The sequence below is a fragment of the Phytobacter massiliensis JC163 genome (genome assembly GCF_000321045.1).
Lineage (GTDB): Bacteria > Pseudomonadota > Gammaproteobacteria > Enterobacterales > Enterobacteriaceae > Phytobacter_A > Phytobacter_A massiliensis.
The window spans coordinates 436,020-452,848 of the sequence record NZ_HE578947.1; the positions used below are offsets into that span (position 1 = coordinate 436,020).

The 16,829-nt window shown below is 55.4% G+C and carries 17 protein-coding genes and 3 tRNA genes; 6 read left to right on the forward strand and 14 right to left on the reverse strand.

Features of this window, described 5'->3' with window-relative positions:
* Positions 1-319 precede the first annotated feature (319 nt).
* Entirely contained in the window at positions 320-1,984 is a 1,665-nt protein-coding gene (gene tsr / locus ENTHG_RS16075; protein ID WP_044181814.1) for a methyl-accepting chemotaxis protein, read from the forward strand.
* A gap of 156 nt (positions 1,985-2,140) precedes the next feature.
* Here the strand turns inward: tsr and opgB are convergent, their stop codons facing one another.
* From opgB to ENTHG_RS16110, 7 genes are all read right to left on the reverse strand, one after another.
* Positions 2,141-4,432: a phosphatidylglycerol--membrane-oligosaccharide glycerophosphotransferase gene (gene opgB / locus ENTHG_RS16080; RefSeq protein ID WP_044181816.1), complete on the reverse strand. Its 2,292-nt coding sequence runs from the start codon at positions 4,430-4,432 to the stop codon at positions 2,141-2,143.
* Positions 4,433-4,631: 199 nt separating this feature from the next.
* Positions 4,632-5,369 carry a replicative helicase loader DnaC gene (gene dnaC, locus ENTHG_RS16085; protein ID WP_044181819.1) on the reverse strand — a complete coding sequence of 246 codons (738 nt, stop codon included), beginning with the start codon at positions 5,367-5,369 and terminating at the stop codon, positions 4,632-4,634.
* A gap of 2 nt (positions 5,370-5,371) precedes the next feature.
* The gene (gene dnaT, locus ENTHG_RS16090) at positions 5,372-5,911 is read right to left on the reverse strand and encodes a primosomal protein DnaT (protein ID WP_044181822.1); all 540 of its coding nucleotides are present in this window, start codon (positions 5,909-5,911) and stop codon (positions 5,372-5,374) included.
* A 187-nt stretch (positions 5,912-6,098) separates the two neighbouring features.
* On the reverse strand, positions 6,099-6,527 hold the full coding sequence (locus ENTHG_RS16095; protein WP_044181825.1) for an organic hydroperoxide resistance protein: 429 nt from the start codon (positions 6,525-6,527) through the stop codon (positions 6,099-6,101).
* A 78-nt stretch (positions 6,528-6,605) separates the two neighbouring features.
* A complete protein-coding gene (locus tag ENTHG_RS16100) occupies positions 6,606-7,061 on the reverse strand; it encodes a MarR family winged helix-turn-helix transcriptional regulator (RefSeq protein WP_044181828.1) in 456 nt (151 codons plus the stop codon).
* Positions 7,062-7,131: 70 nt separating this feature from the next.
* Positions 7,132-7,605: a threonine/serine exporter gene (locus ENTHG_RS16105; protein ID WP_044181832.1), complete on the reverse strand. Its 474-nt coding sequence runs from the start codon at positions 7,603-7,605 to the stop codon at positions 7,132-7,134.
* Positions 7,596-8,372: a threonine/serine exporter family protein gene (locus ENTHG_RS16110; RefSeq protein ID WP_044181836.1), complete on the reverse strand. Its 777-nt coding sequence runs from the start codon at positions 8,370-8,372 to the stop codon at positions 7,596-7,598. Before ENTHG_RS16110 ends, ENTHG_RS16105 begins: the two co-directional genes overlap by 10 nt.
* Positions 8,373-8,865: 493 nt before the next feature.
* On the opposite strand from ENTHG_RS16110, the gene ENTHG_RS16115 reads away from it, so the two are divergent.
* Positions 8,866-9,600, forward strand: a complete 735-nt coding sequence (locus ENTHG_RS16115; protein ID WP_044181838.1) for a LuxR C-terminal-related transcriptional regulator — start codon at positions 8,866-8,868, stop codon at positions 9,598-9,600.
* Complete coding sequence (bglJ, locus tag ENTHG_RS16120) at positions 9,600-10,220, forward strand: DNA-binding transcriptional activator BglJ (protein WP_052332728.1); 621 nt, start codon at positions 9,600-9,602, stop codon at positions 10,218-10,220. Before ENTHG_RS16115 ends, bglJ begins: the two co-directional genes overlap by 1 nt.
* A gap of 34 nt (positions 10,221-10,254) precedes the next feature.
* Here the strand turns inward: bglJ and ENTHG_RS16125 are convergent, their stop codons facing one another.
* Complete coding sequence (locus tag ENTHG_RS16125; RefSeq protein WP_044181846.1) at positions 10,255-10,713, reverse strand: YbaK/EbsC family protein; 459 nt, start codon at positions 10,711-10,713, stop codon at positions 10,255-10,257.
* Between the two features lie 337 nt (positions 10,714-11,050).
* On the opposite strand from ENTHG_RS16125, the gene ENTHG_RS16130 reads away from it, so the two are divergent.
* Positions 11,051-12,394 carry a PTS sugar transporter subunit IIC gene (locus tag ENTHG_RS16130; RefSeq protein WP_044181849.1) on the forward strand — a complete coding sequence of 448 codons (1,344 nt, stop codon included), beginning with the start codon at positions 11,051-11,053 and terminating at the stop codon, positions 12,392-12,394.
* Positions 12,395-12,445: 51 nt separating this feature from the next.
* Here the strand turns inward: ENTHG_RS16130 and fhuF are convergent, their stop codons facing one another.
* Positions 12,446-13,234: a siderophore-iron reductase FhuF gene (gene fhuF, locus ENTHG_RS16135; protein WP_044181852.1), complete on the reverse strand. Its 789-nt coding sequence runs from the start codon at positions 13,232-13,234 to the stop codon at positions 12,446-12,448.
* Between the two features lie 94 nt (positions 13,235-13,328).
* Positions 13,329-14,393 carry a GGDEF domain-containing protein gene (locus ENTHG_RS16140; protein ID WP_044181855.1) on the reverse strand — a complete coding sequence of 355 codons (1,065 nt, stop codon included), beginning with the start codon at positions 14,391-14,393 and terminating at the stop codon, positions 13,329-13,331.
* Positions 14,394-14,643: 250 nt separating this feature from the next.
* Between ENTHG_RS16140 and ENTHG_RS16145 the strand changes: the two genes are divergently transcribed.
* Positions 14,644-14,883 carry a DUF1435 domain-containing protein gene (locus tag ENTHG_RS16145; RefSeq protein WP_044181858.1) on the forward strand — a complete coding sequence of 80 codons (240 nt, stop codon included), beginning with the start codon at positions 14,644-14,646 and terminating at the stop codon, positions 14,881-14,883.
* Positions 14,884-14,917: 34 nt separating this feature from the next.
* Here ENTHG_RS16145 and ENTHG_RS16150 read toward each other — a convergent pair.
* The 4 genes from ENTHG_RS16150 to rsmC all read right to left on the reverse strand — a co-directional run bounded on the left by ENTHG_RS16150 (position 14,918) and on the right by rsmC (position 16,504).
* A tRNA-Leu gene (locus ENTHG_RS16150) sits at positions 14,918-15,004 on the reverse strand.
* Positions 15,005-15,037: 33 nt separating this feature from the next.
* Positions 15,038-15,124, reverse strand: a tRNA-Leu gene (locus tag ENTHG_RS16155).
* A gap of 28 nt (positions 15,125-15,152) precedes the next feature.
* A tRNA-Leu gene (locus ENTHG_RS16160) sits at positions 15,153-15,239 on the reverse strand.
* Between the two features lie 233 nt (positions 15,240-15,472).
* On the reverse strand, positions 15,473-16,504 hold the full coding sequence (rsmC, locus tag ENTHG_RS16165; RefSeq protein WP_044181861.1) for a 16S rRNA (guanine(1207)-N(2))-methyltransferase RsmC: 1,032 nt from the start codon (positions 16,502-16,504) through the stop codon (positions 15,473-15,475).
* Positions 16,505-16,644: 140 nt separating this feature from the next.
* On the opposite strand from rsmC, the gene ENTHG_RS16170 reads away from it, so the two are divergent.
* Positions 16,645-16,829, forward strand: a 185-nt coding sequence (locus tag ENTHG_RS16170; protein ID WP_044181864.1) for a DNA polymerase III subunit psi, incomplete at its 3' end; no start/stop codon positions are given.

Sequence of the window (16,829 nt, forward strand, 5' to 3'; positions counted from 1 at the left end):
GAAGGGTTAAAAGTTGACCTTGCTGGCGACGATCATGACAAATTTCAAGCGTCAAAAGGGGAGGAGTTGGCTAAGCGGCAGGAAAAAGGGGGGTAAGCGGTTGTCCAGGTCGCTAAGCGGTTTTATACGCGGCTAAGCGGCAGTAGAAATGTGACCTCGATCACGCGATAAGCGGTAGATAAACAGCAACTTATCCCCTGAGCGCGCAGGTAAGAGCGGTATATTGTGCAGCAAAGCCGCCGTTTTTAAGCACAGTTTCTTTTAAAGTTTTGCCGCTCCAGGCCGAAAAACTGTTACCGGGTTAAAGGAAACAGAAAACATGTTAAATCGTATTAAACTTGTCACCAGCTTATTTCTGGTGTTGGGATTATTTGGTCTTTTACAACTCACCTCTGGCGGCTTGTTCTTCAACGCCATCAAGAACGACAAAGAAAACTTCACCGTACTGCAAACCATTCGCCAGCAGCAGTCAACGCTCAACGCCAGTTGGGTCGCGCTGTTGCAGACGCGAAATACCCTGAACCGCGCCGGGATCCGTTACATGATGGATCAGAACAACATCGGCAGCGGCGCGACGGTGAACGAACTGATGCAGACCGCCAGCGGCCTGCTCAACGTGGCGGAAAAGCACTGGAATGAATACCAGTCACTGCCGCGCGATCCGCGCCAGAGTGAAGCGGCGGCCGCAGAGATTAAACGCAACTACGATATTTACCACAACGCGCTGGCGGAGCTTATTCAACTGCTGGGCGAAGGTAAAATCAATGCGTTCTTTGACCAGCCGACGCAAAGCTTCCAGGACAATTTCGAGAAGCCGTATGTTGACTATCTGCAGCAAAACGATCGCCTGTACGCCCTGGCGGTAAGCGACAGCAACAGCTCGTACAACACCGCGCTGTGGATCGTCATCAGCGTGCTGCTGGTGGTGCTGGCGGTTATCGTCCTCGTGTGGCTGGGTATCAAACGGGTGATGATCGCGCCGCTGAACCACCTGATCGAAAACATTCGTCATATCGCAGGCGGCGACCTTGAACAGCGTATCAACGTTGAAGGCACCAATGAGATGGGCCAGCTGGCCGATAGCCTGCGCCATATGCAGAGCGAGCTGGTACGCACCGTTGGCGATGTGCGCAGCGGCGCAGACGCTATCTACAGCGGCGCGAGCGAAATCTCCGCTGGCAATAACGATCTCTCCTCCCGTACCGAGCAGCAGGCGGCCTCGCTGGAGGAGACGGCAGCCAGTATGGAAGAGCTGACGGCGACGGTGAAACAGAACGCCGAAAACGCCCGTCAGGCCAGCCATCTGGCGCTGAGCGCCTCGGAAACGGCGCAGAAGGGCGGTAAAGTGGTGGATAATGTGGTGCAGACCATGCGCGATATTACCGCCAGTTCGCAGAAAATCGCCGATATTATCAGCGTGATCGACGGCATTGCCTTCCAGACCAACATCCTGGCGCTGAACGCCGCGGTAGAAGCCGCGCGCGCAGGCGAACAGGGCCGCGGCTTTGCCGTGGTCGCGGGGGAAGTACGTAACCTGGCGCAGCGCAGTGCCCAGGCGGCCCGTGAGATTAAGAGCCTGATTGAAGACTCCGTTGGCCGCGTTGAGCTGGGCTCTACGCTGGTAGAGAGCGCCGGTGAAACCATGGACGAAATCGTCAACGCCGTTACCCGCGTGACCGATATCATGGGCGAAATCGCCTCTGCTTCTGATGAGCAGAGCCGTGGTATCGACCAGGTAGGTCTGGCGGTGGCTGAAATGGATCGCGTGACGCAGCAGAACGCCTCGCTGGTGGAAGAGTCCGCCGCCGCGGCCGCCGCGCTGGAAGAGCAGGCGAGCCGCCTGACCCAGGCCGTCGCGGTGTTCCGTACCCGTCGTGAACCGCGCCCTGAGACGGCAGCCGTCGCCGCAAAACCGGCGGTTTCGCCGGTGCTGCTGCGTAAGAGCGCGGTAACGGATTCAGGCGATAACTGGGAAACCTTCTGATAAAAACGCGCCCGGGATATTCCCGGGTGCGCTGCTTACCGGGCTACATATCAATCCCCTCTCCCCTTTGGGGAGAGGGTCAGGGTGAGGGGAACATGCGACTCAGTCCCGTAGCCCGGATAAGGCATCCTGCCGCATCCGGGAAAAACGCCCCGTTTACCCTTCGGTTTTCACCACTTTAATCTCTACCATGCCGATGCCAAGCTTACGCGGGGAGTGGCCAAGAATATTCCCCTCGTTAGTGGACTGCGGGTCCGGCGGTACAATCACCAGCTTATTGCTGTGCGTCGGGTTAGCGAAGCGCAGCGTGGTGGTGGAGACATCATTCCCCAGCGTCAGCGTCTGCTCTTCGTTACCCACACGCACTGGCACCGGCCGGTTGGCATTGGGGCCGTAGGCTTTCGCGGTGATCACCAGATCGAACGTCTCCGGCAGCGGGTCGTTAAATTCGATGGTCACCTCGTTGCCAAGCTGCGCGTTGGACCAGCGGCCCCAGCTTTCCGGGCGGGAGATACCGCTGAACTTCTTCACCTCTTCCGGCGCGCCCGCCACGTTAAAGACGAAGCTGTCAGCTTTATAGCGAATATCGTCATCGACGATTTTCAGCCTGTCGACGTTCTGCTTGTAGCGGTCGGTGCTGATGACCGTATCCCGGAATGCGGTTTTCCCCGTCCACTGCGCTTTATCCACCGCCTGTACCGTTTGCTGGCCGCCAAGCTGGCCCTGGGATACACACCAGCCGGTGGAGAGCGCCAGCTCAGGCGCCCACAGACGGGCCATTTTGTAGCACTGATCGACCCAGACGAAGTTATCGCGCGGGGCGAAATCGGCAAGCTGGTAGCGCAGCGGCGCGGAGTACTCGCTCTCCGGCAGCGGCTCCACGCGTTTACTTGAGACGCGCACCAGCAGCGGCAGGCGGAACTTGCTGCCCGAGAAGGCGATGGTTTTCTTCTCCCGATCGATGGTGAAATCCTTCATCTCTTTCGGGAAGTTCCACAGGCGAATGATGTCCGGCTTCCAGGCGAGGATCTTCTCTTTCATATTGAGGAATTCGCCGGAGAGCGACTGGCCGGAGAGGCTGCTGCGGCCCAGACCCAGGTAGTTATCGCCGCCCAGCATATCCAGCACCGTCGCGCCGTTATCCATGGTGCTGCGCTTAACCGCCAGCGTCTCCTGCTGGGGCTCGTCGCCGCGCAGAACGAAGAAGAGGTTTTTGCGGTCTTCTTTGTTCAGGTACTTCCACGCCGTGTTGTTCATGGCGAGATGGTCCGACGACACCACAATCACCGTGTCTTTAAACCACGGCGAGGCTTTGATTTTGTTAATCAGGGCGGCGATATGCTGCTGGCTACAGGTCACCGCGCTAAAGGACTGGTTAGGTTTGCCGTCGAACGCATAGCTTTTACGCTCGCAGCTGCGGGAAACAAACCCGTCCGGATGATGGGTATCGACGGTCAGCGCAAACAGCGAAAAACGCTGGCCGGAACGGGACAACTCTTCGTACTTCTTCCACACCTCGTCGAGTACCGTGTCGTCGTAAAAACCCCAGTCGTTACGGTAAGCCGGGTCGCTGACCACGGTTTTCAGCTCTTCGGCCCCCACAAGGTGGTCAAAGCCGTGCGACTTAAGGAATACATCTTTACCGGCGAAGCGTAAGTTAGCGCCCTGAATAAAATAGTTGCTGTAGCCGGAGTTTTTCAGGATGTCGCCCAGACAGACATTCTGCGGGAAAAAGCTCGACATCGACGCGGACGCGTTGCCTTCAAAGGGGGCAAACAGCGGAATGCCGCACTGGGAAGAGACCATTCCGGCGATGGTGTAATCCGTGCCGGGAAGCTGCTCGGTTTGCGTGAAATCCAGCCCCTGGTCTTTTAACGCGCCAAGCTCCGGCGTCAGGCCGGGAAAGGCATCGTTATTAAAATAGGTGCGCTCAAGACTTTCGCCGTAGATATACACCAGGTTGAGTTTGGGGTTGGGGATCGTTTTCGCCGGTTGCTTATAGTAAACGGGGAAATCGGGATCGCCTTCGCGCGTCTGGGATTTCACCAGCTCGGTTATCTGACGAAACGCCGGGCTGGCATCCACCGACCCTAACGCCAGCAGCAGCGCCAGCAGGCTGTAGCCAAAGTGGTACGGAAGGTGACGGCGGCGACGCAGCACCCAGCCGAGGGCGACGAACACCGCCACCAGCGCCAGCAAAAGACCCGCGCCGGGCAGCAGATATTTGCCGATCCCCGCGCCGGTCAGGCTGTTGGTTAAGGTATAGAGAACCGCGTCATTAATGCCGTCGCCGGTAAAATAGCTGCTGGCGTACAGGGTGATGTTTAATAGGACGAAAAAGCCCAGCACCAGCAAAATTGCGGTGAACCACCAGGTATTGCGTCCCCCTTTCCAGGCATAAATCGCCACGGAAGCGAGAAAGAGAATAATTGAAAGTAACTCGGACAACCGGCATTCCTCAGCGCCGCTGGCGCAGGGCCAGCGTTTGGTCTTTTTAGCAGGAAATACACTGTAATTGCGATGTCATTTAGCTGCAATTGTAGCGTCACGTTTTTGCGCTGTTATTAGGAATTGGTTTAGATAGCGGGATGTTTGATCCCTGTCGCAACTGTTAGCGGCCATTTCGTGACGCGACAGGGAAGGGGGATTAATACTCTTTGCCGGTAACGCGGCTACGGTAGCTGTCCCAGTTGAAATTCACCCACAGACTGTTGCCCAGCCGCATGCGGTCCATGACCCGCTCGCCTAACAGCTTGTTCATTTCATCCAGGTTGCTGTTGGTTAACATGCCGGTCGGGCGTTTTGACGAAGAGCGGCGATCGACGATCTGGTTAATGATCACTTTTTCATAGCGCGACTCGGTCTGCATGCCGATCTCGTCGATCACCAGCAGATCGACGCTGCTCAGATCGGTCAACAGCTGCTCTTCGCTGCTCTCGCGGTTGCCGAACGTCTCTTTCATGGCGGACATGATATCGGCCACGGTAATGATTAACACCGATTTGCCCTGTAACAGCAGCTCATTGCAGATGGCCGCCGCCAGATGGTTTTTACCGGTGCCCGGCTTGCCGGCGAAGATAAAGCTGGCGATATTGCCGTCAAACTCCGCCACATACTGCCGTGCCTGGCTTAGAGCGCGCATCTGGCCTTCGCACTCCACTTTATAGTTATCAAACGAACAGTTCTGGTGCAGCGGGCGGATGCCGGAGCGGTTAAAGGTGCGCTGCATCTTCATCGCCCGGTTTTCACGCGCGATAGCGGCGGCACGAATTTCACCCTGTTCCTTCTGCCAGGCCATGAGCTCTTCGCCGCTTTTAAAGGCCGGTTGCGTGTTGGCTGGCATCATCCGTTGCAGCCGTTTCATCAGTTCGCCGACGTCTTTCATCGTTATCCTCTAAAACCGGGTGGAATTTCACTGTCAGGCTGGGAAATCGCGTTGATGTCGCGTTTGACCGCGCCGCCCTGGTTCGCGCGGCTTATCTGAACGCTGCGCGCGAGTTTTTGCTGCCACTGTACATGATGGAACACTTTACCTTCAGCCTGCCAGTAGGCGACAAACGCCGCCAGCTCTTCTGGCGTGACGGGCTCGGCAAGGGCGATACCCCACAGCGCGGCCAGCCGCTGAAAATCCGCATCCGGCTGCCAGCCGGGATAGAGGGCGAATTTCCCCATCGGCACGTTGACCGGCGCGGCGGCGGGCTCGTCGTAGAGTTGCGCATCCAGCGCGATATCGCTGGCCGGGCGCGCCAGCCGGGCTTCGAGCGCCAGTAATGCTTCCAGGCGGGCCGGGGTAACGGCATAAAATGCGGGGCGATTATCGGCAAATACTGCAACGGCGCCGCCTTCCGCTTGCGCCAGAACGCGGGGGTGATCGCGCATAAATTCATCAATGCCGATAACATTGGACGTCAGGATTCTGGAGGACATAACGCGTTCTCAAAACAGGACAACAACAGCACAGAAACTCTGCGACGAAACTCGCAGGCATAATGACACATAGTAACACAGTGGGGGCGAAGGAGAGCAGCGACGAAAAAGCCGGGTTGCCCCGGCTGTGTGTTTTCCCAATGGTGCTGGCTGCCGGATCTTAAACGAGCGTTCGTCCGGCTTAGTATTACGCGATGATATTTAAGGAGACGTCGATGTTGCCACGGGTCGCGTTGGAGTACGGGCAGACGATATGCGCGGCATCAACCAGTTTTTTCGCTTCATCTGCGTCCATACCCGGCAGATGAATATGCAGCGTTACCTCGATGCCAAAGCCGGTCGGCAGCGGGCCAATACCGACTTCTGCTTCGGTGAAGGCCTCTTTCGGCAGGGTAATTTTGTCGCGCCCGGCCACGAATTTCATCGCGCCCAGGAAGCAGGCGGAATAGCCTGCGGCAAACAGCTGTTCCGGGTTGGTCACTTCGCCACCCATGCCGCCCATCTCTTTCGGCACGCCCAGCTTGACGTCCAGTACGCCGTCAGAGGAGGTTGCACGGCCGTCGCGGCCACCGGTGGCTTTCGCTTTCGCGGTATAAACAACTTTTTCTAAAGACATAGCAGGTTCCTTATTGTATTAATCGGTTACTATAAAATAGCGTGCTATATATATCCTGGCATAAAACCCCGTGGGGCGTTATGCGCGTTGAAACTGTTCGCGTAGCGTTTCGAGCTGATCTTTGAGCGTCATCAAATGACCATGATCGCAATCGAAAGAGCACATAATGGCGTCTGGAATACTTTTCGCCTGCTGCTCCAGCGCGCGTCCCGTCTCGCTTAAGGTAATCACGACCTGACGCTCATCCTGCCGGGAACGCTGGCGATGGATGAAACCGGCGCTTTCCAGCCGCTTTAACAGCGGCGTCAGCGTTGCCGAGTCCAGAAACAGGCGTTCGCCTACTTCACTAACCGTCACGTCATCTTTTTCCCACAACACCAGCATCACCAGATATTGCGGGTAGGTCAGGTTCATCGGCGTCAGGAGCTGCCGGTAAAGCTTGTTCAGCGCCAGGTTAGTTGAGTAGAGCGCAAAACAGAACTGGTTGCTGAGCGCGAGCGGGTTATGCTCTGCGGTGGTCGATTTTGTTTTCATGTTTTGAATATAGGTAGTACGCGATTTAATTGCAAGTTAAATTTTAGTGCAACAGACACCACCCGCGGTCTTATACCCGGGGGCGTTTTCGATAAATCCACAGGCCGGGAATTGACAGGCCTATCGATAGCGCGCCAACAATAGATGTCGCTTTCAGGAAGTTGGTCAGCAGCAGGATCATCAGCGCTTCGTTATAGCCCAGATGACCAATCTTTACCGCCGAGATCATGGCGGTATAAGCGGGGATGCCGGGGAACATCGGGATCACCGCCGCCACGGTAAAGACTTTGGGGTGCGCCAGATACCAGCGCGACCAGCGGATACCGATACTGCCCACCAGCAGGGAGGCGACAAAGGTTGACCACTCGATATTAAAGCCCCAGTGCATCATGGCGAAACGCGCCCCGTGGCCCACCGCGCCAAGCAGCGCGCACCACGGTAGCGCCCGCTGGGGGACGTTAAACACCATAGCGAAGCCGACAGCCGGAACCGCCGCCAGCGCCATGTCTTTCATCAGCGCCAGTAAAAACCAGATCACATCCATCCGCGAAGCCCCCATAAGGTCATCGACATGACCACGCCGATACAGGTCGCCAGCGTCAGCAGGCTGGCGATAGCCCAGCGCGCCAGCCCGGTATTGATATGGCCTTTGAACATATCCGCCACGGCGTTGATCAGCGGAAAACCCGGCACCAGCAGCAGCACGCTGGCCGCCATTGCGATGGTGGGGGTGTGCGCGAACGCGGGGAGCGTGAGCATCAGGCCGGAAATGGTGGTGGCGACGAAGGCAGTGACGCAGAAATTAATCTGCGGGTGCATATGGCGGTTCGCCATCAGCAGTCGGACATACATGGCGACGCTGCTGGCGCAGAAGGTGATTAACGCCCCGTCCCAGCCGCCATTATTGAGCTGGCAGAAGCAGGCGCAGGAGAGCCCGACCATCACGGTGACCAGCCAGCGCGGGTAACGCAGCGGCTTGAGCTGGGCAAAGCGCTTCTCCACGTCGCGCGCGTCCAGCAGTTTATGCTCGGTCATAATGACGATGTGCTGCACTTCGGTCACCACATGCATATTGATGCCGCGATCGCTGTTTTTACGCGTTGACGTCAGACACTGCCCGTCTTTAATCGTGGTCAGCACAATCGCGTTCGACGAGATGGCGCTCTCTACGCTATCCATACCCAGCGCCAGCCCCAGCCGGGTAGATAGCTCCTCAACCAGCGCGCTTTCCGCGCCGTGCTGCAATAAAAACAGGCCGCACTGAATACACAGCCGCGTAATAGCCCGTTGCGTTGACTGATCTGACTGCATAGTAGCCCTGGTCGTGTGGAAGCGTAGCCAAAAGATGTCGCACGAAAAGCTAATTTTTAACACATTCCCCCCTGCTGCTGGCGCGGATGTAGATCAAGAATCATGCAATAAATGTGTCGTTCGGGGGCCTGTTACCGGGATCGGGGGCGGCAGGGCGGAGAGGGCTAACGATGAAAAATGGCGCTGCGCCGGGGATATTATTTACCGTATGTATCTTTTAATAAATTATATATTTATTATTAATTGAATATTGGGCTTCTGGGGAAAATTAAAAATAATTTAATCCGTTCCACCATTGGCTGAGTTGTTATGTTGACACCTCAGGGCGCTGTTTTTATAATCAGCCGTTGTTACAACTGAATATTGACAACTCTACGCCAGTTTCATCAGTCACTTTATTAATAAGATATTTCCGCTGACACGGTAGTTGGCGTTATTGATAAATATTCACATGGTTTATTTTATAAGGCTCACGAATGGATGCGGAGGATACATGTTATCGAGAAGCTGTAAATATGGAATAGTCATCAGCAAAATTCCCGTCATGAAAGTTGGGCTTGGCGACATTATGGAGCGCCATTTTCCGGATTATGAATTAACCTTTTTTCATTCCTCTGAAGAGTTAACGCTGCTGCAACTACGCCGCGCCGCGCTGGTCATCGTCGATCTCTCTGGCGAACAGCGACAAATACGTAACATCTGCGAGATGTATTATCCGCTTTTATCGCAGTACCGCGATATTCACTGGGTTTTCATTATTTCCCGCGATATTTATCCGCTGGCTGTTGAACAACTGATGCGCCCCGGCACCACGCTTCTCTCGGACAGGGAACCGGTAGAAGGGGTGATCAAGGCGATTCGCGAAGGGGATAAAAACGTGGAAACCATCAGCCCGATGTTATTGTCCTCAGACTTCCTTGAAGTGAAAGAGCCTGCGGAAAAACTGGAGACGCTAACGCATTCTGAACGTAAGGTGCTGCGCCTGCTGGGCAAAGGTTGGGGCATTAATCAAATTGCGACGCTGCTCAAGAAGAGTAATAAAACGATAAGCGCGCAAAAAAATAGTGCGATGCGGCGTTTATCGTTGCGCAGTAACGCTGAAATGTATGCATGGATTAATAGCGCCCAGGGCGTTAAAGAGCTGAACCTGGTGTCAGCCTATGGAGAATACGCAGAATGGAAATCACTGCCGGAAAAAAACATGTTGCCATCATCGAGAAGTGCATGATGAGCGAGGCCGGCCTACGCCATTTGTTCACATCGCCGGTCACGAAGAAATACTATTTTCATTTTTTCAAGAATCACGCTGCGTTTAGCAAAGCGCAAAAGAAGACGAATTTTTTTTCCGTCATTTATGCGCTATCCGGGATGCGGGAACATCGCCGCGAGGGGCTGCTTAATTTATACGCCCTGTCCCAGAGCCACCCGGATATTCAGCGAATTGTGCTGGCGGATGACGACCACGAAGCGCGTCTGGTGAGCCATCTTTCTCCTTCACGATTGCACGGTATCGTCAGTAAATCCGCGCCGTTGAACGTTCTGCTCACTCATCTGGGTACGCTGCTGGGCGAGACGCGGCGCATCAATGAAAATATCGTTAACCACTGGTATGTTAGCCAGAGTCGAATGCTTAGCCCTACGGAGCGCGCGATACTGCATTACATGACGCGCGGGTTCTCAATCCCGGAGATAGCCACGCATCTGGAACGTAACATCAAAACCATCCGGGCGCATAAGTTCAACGCCATGGCGAAGCTGGGCGTGCACTCTGATATCGGGCTTTTAAACGCCGCCGATATTTTGATGGGGCTGCCTTTTGATGAGAAGCCCCGCCCGGCGGTAGCATAACGACTTCATACGCCAGGCACCGCCTGGCATTTTTTTACTGGCACACATCCACCCAGGTTGCGTTGGTCAACTGCGCCATTCTTTCAGGGGCAATCCGTACGGCGCTGTGAATAGCGCCCGCAGCAGGAAGCACTTCCGTATAGTGTTTTAACGAAATATCACAGTAGACGGCCAGCGGGTTTTCAAGGCCAAACGGGCAGACGCCGCCCACCGGATGGCCGGTAATCATGACCACTTCATCACTGCTGAGCATGCGCGCTTTCGCCCCGAAGGCGGCTTTAAGCTTTTTGTTATCCAGACGTGCATCGCCTTTGGCAACCACCAATACCACTTCATCTTTGATTTTTAGCGACAGCGTTTTGGCAATTTGCCCCGGCTCGACGCCGTGAGCAGCGGCGGCTAACGCCACGGTGGCGGTGCTTTGGTTCAGCTCGATAATCGCGATATCGGGGGCGTGGTCGGCAAAAAATTGCCGCACAGACTGCAGACTCATCTTCTTCTCCTGACGTTAACCTTCAATAATCTGTCACAACCCTGTGATCCCTGTAAATATTTTGCCAAAACAAACCCGTTACAGCGCGTTTCACGATCGCCTTCACAATCACGGAAACCGGTTACAGTAACCGGTTGCAGTGTTGATCTGCGAGGTTAATACTCAAATTGTCACTTCCTCAATCCTGCAAACTAATAAGAGCCGTCTATGAAACGTATCCTGCTTCGCCGTAATGCTGGTTCGTTAGCCAGCATGGTCTTAAAAATAAAAAAGGGCGTGCCCCACGGCACTTTTTTCACCGTTGCGCTGCATTACTTAGACTGACAGGAGAATCAATATGTCTGCCAACCATGCTGTGTTTAACGTGATTTTTCGCTTTATTGAGAACTATGTCAGTCCGGTAGCCGGCAGGATCTCATCGCAACGCCACGTGATGGCTATCCGCGACGGCTTTATTTCAGCCATGCCGTTTATGATTGTTGGCTCATTCCTGTTGGTTTTCGCCTATCCGCCTTTCTCCCCGGATACCACCTGGGGGTTTGCCCGCGCCTGGCTGGATCTGGCGAAGCAGTACGAAGGGCGCATCCTGACCCCGTTTGATATGACGATGGGCATAATGTCTATCTACATTTGCGCCGCCATCGCCTATAACCTCGGCAAGCATTATGTGAAGTCCCATCAGCTTGACCCCTTTATGTGCGCGATGCTCTCGCTAATGGCCTTTTTACTGGTTGCCGCGCCAAAAACCAGCGGCACGCTGCCGGTGGATAGCCTTGGCGGCACCGGTATCTTCACCGCGATTCTGGTGGCAATTTACTGTGTGGAGATGATGCGCTTTCTGAAGGCGCATAACATTGGCATTCGCCTGCCGGACCAGGTGCCGCCGATGATCAAAAACTCCTTTGATTTACTGATTCCGGTGCTGGTCGTTGTGCTGACCCTCTATCCGTTAAGCCTGCTCATCCAGTCTCAGTTCGGTATGCTGATCCCACAGGCCATTATGGCGCTGTTTAAACCGCTGGTGGCGGCGGCCGATTCGCTGCCCGCGATTTTGCTGGCAGTGCTGATTGGGCATCTGCTGTGGTTCGCCGGTATTCACGGCGCGGCGATTGTCTCCGGCATGCTGCAGATGTTCTGGCTGACAAACCTTGGGATGAACCAGAGCGCGCTGGCGCAAAGCGCGCCGTTGCCGCATATTTTCATGGAGGCGTTCTGGACCTTCTTCATTGTTATCGGGGGATCGGGGGCGACGATGGGGCTGGTGTTCTGCTATCTACGCAGCCGTTCCGTACACCTGCGCTCCATTGGCCGTCTGAGTATTGTCCCCAGCCTGTTTAACATCAATGAGCCGGTGATTTTCGGTACGCCGATTGTAATGAACCCGGTGTTCTTTATCCCCTTCCTGCTGGCGCCGCTGCTTAATGCGGTGGTGGCCTGGGCGGCGATGAAAATGGATTTGATTGGCCGTGTGATTTCGGTGGTGCCCTGGACCGCGCCAGCGCCTATTGGCGGTGCCTGGGCGCTGGGATGGGATTTCCGCGCGGCCATTCTGGTGGTGATTCTCGCCTGCATCTCCGCTGTTATCTACTACCCGTTCTTCAAGGTGTATGAAAAACAGTTGCTGGAACAGGAAGCGGAAGAGGCGCAGCGCGCAGAAGAGGAAAAACAGCAGGTTGCTTAAGCGGTAGCCGGGCTAGCCGCATCCGTCATCACGGATGCGGCGCAAGCAAGGTTATTTCAGCGTGCAGTCGCCGCACTGCTGTACGCCCGGCAGGCGGTAACGCTGGCAGCAGGTGCGGCGGACCAGCTGGCCGTCGCGGGGAACAACGGTGCGCCATAGCGGGTTGTCGCGCCCGTCAGAGAGCTGTTTGCCATAGAACAGGAACTGGCGCAGCGTGTTAACCCGTGCCTCGCCCAGTAAGGGTTTCATTTCACCCAGGCACCAGTTAATCAGATAGCCGGTGTTGCTCCAGATAAGCTTGCCGTTGATTTCGCCGGTTGCTTCCAGCGCGGCCACTACCGGCATCATCGCTTCGCTAATTAATGCCTCTACCCGCCCGATGTCGCTTTGCTGCGTCAGGGGATAATCTGCCACCACATCCATCCAGAAGCAGGCGGCGCGGCCCGTTTCGTGAAACTCCACGTGAATGTGCTCCGGGGAGAGGCTCATCGCCTTTTTGTTCATCAGCAGCGCCAGCAGCAGCGGCGGCACCATCAGGCCAAGGTACCACTGCGCCCAGAGGGACATCAGGGGTTTGCTTTCATGAGGCTGGTCAGGGTGTTTCTGATAAATATGTTCTGCGTAGGTGGCCTGCAGCTGGCTCAGCACGGCGGGGCGAGACCATTCGGCCAGGGTTAATGCCTGACGGGGAGGAAGCTCATTAAGCTTAATGAAATCGAGCAGGTGCGGGCGCAGCCTGGCGAGCCCGTCGCGGACGGAGGTAGCCAGCGAGCCAGCCTCCAGAGCGGGGCTGACGCGTCGAATCACAAATTCATTAACTGGTGCGCAACGATAAGCCATAGTACCCGTCAGGATGGAAATCTAAATGATAATGATTGCCAATCCTAGCCAGAGGTAAAACCGATAGCAAGCGGTTTATCGTAAATGCTGCCTGTCAGGCGACCTGCAATGCACTGGCGACAAGGATACTGTTGCGTCCCTGGTGCTTGGCTTCATACAGCGCCTTGTCCGCAAGGCCAATGGCGGCGTCGATATCCCCCTCTTCCAGCTCGGCAATACCGATGCTGATGGTGACGTTGGTCGCGACGCTTTCGTTAAACATATGCGGGATTTTCAGATCGAAAACATGCTGACGGATACGTTCCGCCGTTGCTCTGGCGCGTTCAAGATCGACATGGTTAAGCAGCACCAGAAACTCCTCCCCGCCGAAACGGGCGACGACATCCCGCGATCGCACCGCGTCACGAATTGCGGCGGAGACCCGAATCAGCGCCTGGTCGCCCATCATATGCCCATAGTGATCGTTGTAGGCTTTAAAGTGATCGATATCCAGGAGCAGAACGAAACGCGACCCCTCGCTCAACGCCAGCAGATTATCCAGCTTATTTTGCAGACCCCGGCGGTTATACAGGCCGGTGAGCGGGTCCAGCATGCTCAGATCGTTTAGCGTCTTGCGCTCCTGCATTAGCCGGTGCATCAGCGCCTGGGCAAAATTGTCGTTACGCTTCTGAATGACGTGCTGGATGGTGATGCCAATACCCGGCAGGGCGAAGGCGTAGAGCATGCGCAGCGACATTTCGCCGGAGCTTAACCATAAACAGCCGAGCAGGGCGGGAAACGAGTGCAGCAAAAAGGCGATGATATTGCTGGCAAAAGCAAGGGAGCCGATAAATAACACGCTGAGCAGCGCTATCAATAGCCAGGCGGAATCCTCGGCGGATATCGAGCGGTATTTAATAACGATATGCCACGCCCACAGGCAGCCGAATATAAATGAGATAGCCGTAACGTTTATTTTCTTACGGGGAAATTTCATATGCCAGATCAACGCCAGCGTGCTGGCGCCAAGGATCAGGCAGAAAGGAAGCGTGATAGCCTGCAGGCCGGAAACAGGAAGTGCGAAGCTAAAAAGTACCGAAATAATATTAAGCAGTAAGAAGAGTCGAAATGATAAACGGTATTTCTTATTGCATAGGGACTGCCAGGTATGTGCTGTCATTTTAGAAAATCGTTATTTATCTGCAATATATAGTTAAACAGGTTGCCAAAATGAAAAATAACGCGAGGAAAAGCTGCCGCGAAAGAGTGGAATTTATTTAATAATAGTTAAGTGGTGCTTAATTTATCACCTTCGCGAATCACTGTCATCATAAGATGCGTAAAGTTAACTCAGCGGCTGACAAACTGCTGACAAATGAGAAAACTTACCATATGATATTGGTTATCATTATCGGTGAGAGAGCTGAACCATGTTGCAAAGGGCGCTGGGAAGTGGCTGGGGAATACTGCTTGCGGGTATGGTTGTCGCCGTGCTGGCTTATGCCGATCTCTCTGTTAGCGTCTGGCGAACGGTCATTCTGATCGGCCTGCTTATCACGCCAGCCATGCTGTACCACAGAACGTTGCGTCACTTTGTTTTGCTGCCGTCGGGCATTGCGTTAGTCGGAGGACTGATTCTGGCGGTGCTGAATACGAAAATGATGATGTAACAGGGAGAGTACTGCATGAGGGGGTTAAGATATCTGGTGCGAGGGGGGGGACTTGAACCCCCACGTCCGTAAGGACACTAACACCTGAAGCTAGCGCGTCTACCAATTCCGCCACCTTCGCACAGTCATCTTACTTTTTTTGATATCGCCTCGTTGGTGCGAGGGGGGGGACTTGAACCCCCACGTCCGTAAGAACACTAACACCTGAAGCTAGCGCGTCTACCAATTCCGCCACCTTCGCCCAGTGCGAGCAATATCAACGTGGATTATGGTGCGAGGGGGGGGACTTGAACCCCCACGTCCGTAAGGACACTAACACCTGAAGCTAGCGCGTCTACCAATTCCGCCACCTTCGCATACCATCGATACCTTAAGAAGTATCGTTACCACGGAGGCGCATTCTAGTGGTTTTAAGCTGTTCGTCAACAGTTAATTGCGTGGGATGGCGCAACTGCTGCAAAAACGGCCACTCCTGCGGATATTTGCCCCGGATGCGCTGCGCTTATCCGGGCTACGGAACAATTCCCTCGCCCCTTTGGGGAGAGGGTTAGGGTGAGGGGAACATACGGCGCATCCCTCGTTTCGGTAATCAGCCTTTCTTCGCCTGGCGCGTCATCACCGTGCGATAAACCTTAAAGCGCCCGGTCTGGGCAATCACTTCATGGAAGCCGAATGTCTCATCGAGCACCGTCGGATAAGGCAGGAAGGCGTTGGCCACAATACGCAGTTCGCCGCCGCTGTTGAGATGGCGCACCGCGCCGCGAATCAGCGTCTGCGCGGCCTCAAGGCTGGTTTGCAGACCATCGTGGAACGGCGGGTTAGAGATGATCATATCGAAACGCCCCGTGACGTCAGAAAAGACGTTGCTGGCGAACACCTCTCCCTCGAAGCCGTTCGCGGCAAGGGTGGCGCGGCTTGCTTCAATGGCCGGAGCCGACACGTCGCACAACGTCAGACGGACTTTTGGCGAATGGCTGGCAAGCGCCGCCGCCAGCACGCCTGCGCCACAGCCGACATCCAGCACCTTGCCTTTGGTGTGCGGCGTCAGGGTTGAAAGCAGCAGCTGGCTGCCCACGTCCAGGCCGTCGCGGCTAAAGACGCCTGGCAGGGTTTTGATGGTCAATCCGTCCAGCGCGTATTCGCCCCAGAAGTTTTGCGCATTAAATTCAGGCTGCTTTTCCAGGCGGCCATGATACAGCCCGCAGCGACGCGCGCTGTCTACTTTATTGAGGGGCGCGAAGTCTGCCAGCATCTGCTCGGCGCTGCGTACCCCGCTGCGGTTTTCGCCAATGACGAAGATGTCGCAGCCAACCGGCAGCAGCGACAGCAGGTTCATCAACTGAAACTGGGCTTCCGGCTTGTTTTTCGGCCAGTAATAGATAAGCGTGCTGCTGTCGCCGATGGCCGCCGCGTCGAGGGTCAGGCCAAAGGTCGCCCGCTCGCCCATGGTGCGGCTCAGGGTTTGCCACTGATGGTACTGTTGTGTCCAGGCGCGGCTTTCTGCCGTCTCCATTCGGGCGGGCAGATCGTCTTGCAGATCGCCGGCAAAAATAATATGGCTCTCTTCGAAATCATCACTGTGGCGCAGCAAGACTTCACTTGCCGGGGTTAAAGCAGACATGGCGGGTTCCTCATTAAACGCAGGCGGCGATTATACACATAAACCCGCCTTGTGGGATGCGCGCATAACAACGCGGGCGGATAGCGCCGGGTGGTCGAATTTGCTATATTTGCGCGCCTGACAGACAGGAGTGTTTCGCTATGAGTTCCCGACGCGACTGGCAATTACAACAGCTGGGCATTACCCAGTGGACGCTACGCCGCCCGACGGCGTTACAGGGCGAGATTGCGATTTCCCTTCCGGGGCATATCCGCCTGGTGATGGTGGCGCCTGAATTACCCGCGTTAACGGACCCGCTGGTCGGCGACGTGCTGCGCGCGCTGGC

Bases quoted from the DNA above. Each gene is read 5' to 3' on its own strand.
- tsr (WP_044181814.1), top strand. From the start codon at position 320: ATGTTAAATCGTATTAAACTTGTCACCAGCTTATTTCTGGTGTTGGGA.
- dnaC (WP_044181819.1), bottom strand. From the start codon at position 5,369: ATGAAAGACGTCGGCGAACTGATGAAACGGCTGCAACGGATGATGCCA.
- dnaT (WP_044181822.1), bottom strand. From the start codon at position 5,911: ATGTCCTCCAGAATCCTGACGTCCAATGTTATCGGCATTGATGAATTT.
- ENTHG_RS16095 (WP_044181825.1), bottom strand. From the start codon at position 6,527: ATGTCTTTAGAAAAAGTTGTTTATACCGCGAAAGCGAAAGCCACCGGT.
- ENTHG_RS16100 (WP_044181828.1), bottom strand. From the start codon at position 7,061: ATGAAAACAAAATCGACCACCGCAGAGCATAACCCGCTCGCGCTCAGC.
- ENTHG_RS16105 (WP_044181832.1), bottom strand. From the start codon at position 7,605: ATGGATGTGATCTGGTTTTTACTGGCGCTGATGAAAGACATGGCGCTG.
- ENTHG_RS16110 (WP_044181836.1), bottom strand. From the start codon at position 8,372: ATGCAGTCAGATCAGTCAACGCAACGGGCTATTACGCGGCTGTGTATT.
- ENTHG_RS16115 (WP_044181838.1), top strand. From the start codon at position 8,866: ATGTTATCGAGAAGCTGTAAATATGGAATAGTCATCAGCAAAATTCCC.
- bglJ (WP_052332728.1), top strand. From the start codon at position 9,600: ATGAGCGAGGCCGGCCTACGCCATTTGTTCACATCGCCGGTCACGAAG.
- ENTHG_RS16125 (WP_044181846.1), bottom strand. From the start codon at position 10,713: ATGAGTCTGCAGTCTGTGCGGCAATTTTTTGCCGACCACGCCCCCGAT.
- ENTHG_RS16130 (WP_044181849.1), top strand. From the start codon at position 11,051: ATGTCTGCCAACCATGCTGTGTTTAACGTGATTTTTCGCTTTATTGAG.
- fhuF (WP_044181852.1), bottom strand. From the start codon at position 13,234: ATGGCTTATCGTTGCGCACCAGTTAATGAATTTGTGATTCGACGCGTC.
- ENTHG_RS16140 (WP_044181855.1), bottom strand. From the start codon at position 14,393: ATGACAGCACATACCTGGCAGTCCCTATGCAATAAGAAATACCGTTTA.
- ENTHG_RS16145 (WP_044181858.1), top strand. From the start codon at position 14,644: ATGTTGCAAAGGGCGCTGGGAAGTGGCTGGGGAATACTGCTTGCGGGT.
- rsmC (WP_044181861.1), bottom strand. From the start codon at position 16,504: ATGTCTGCTTTAACCCCGGCAAGTGAAGTCTTGCTGCGCCACAGTGAT.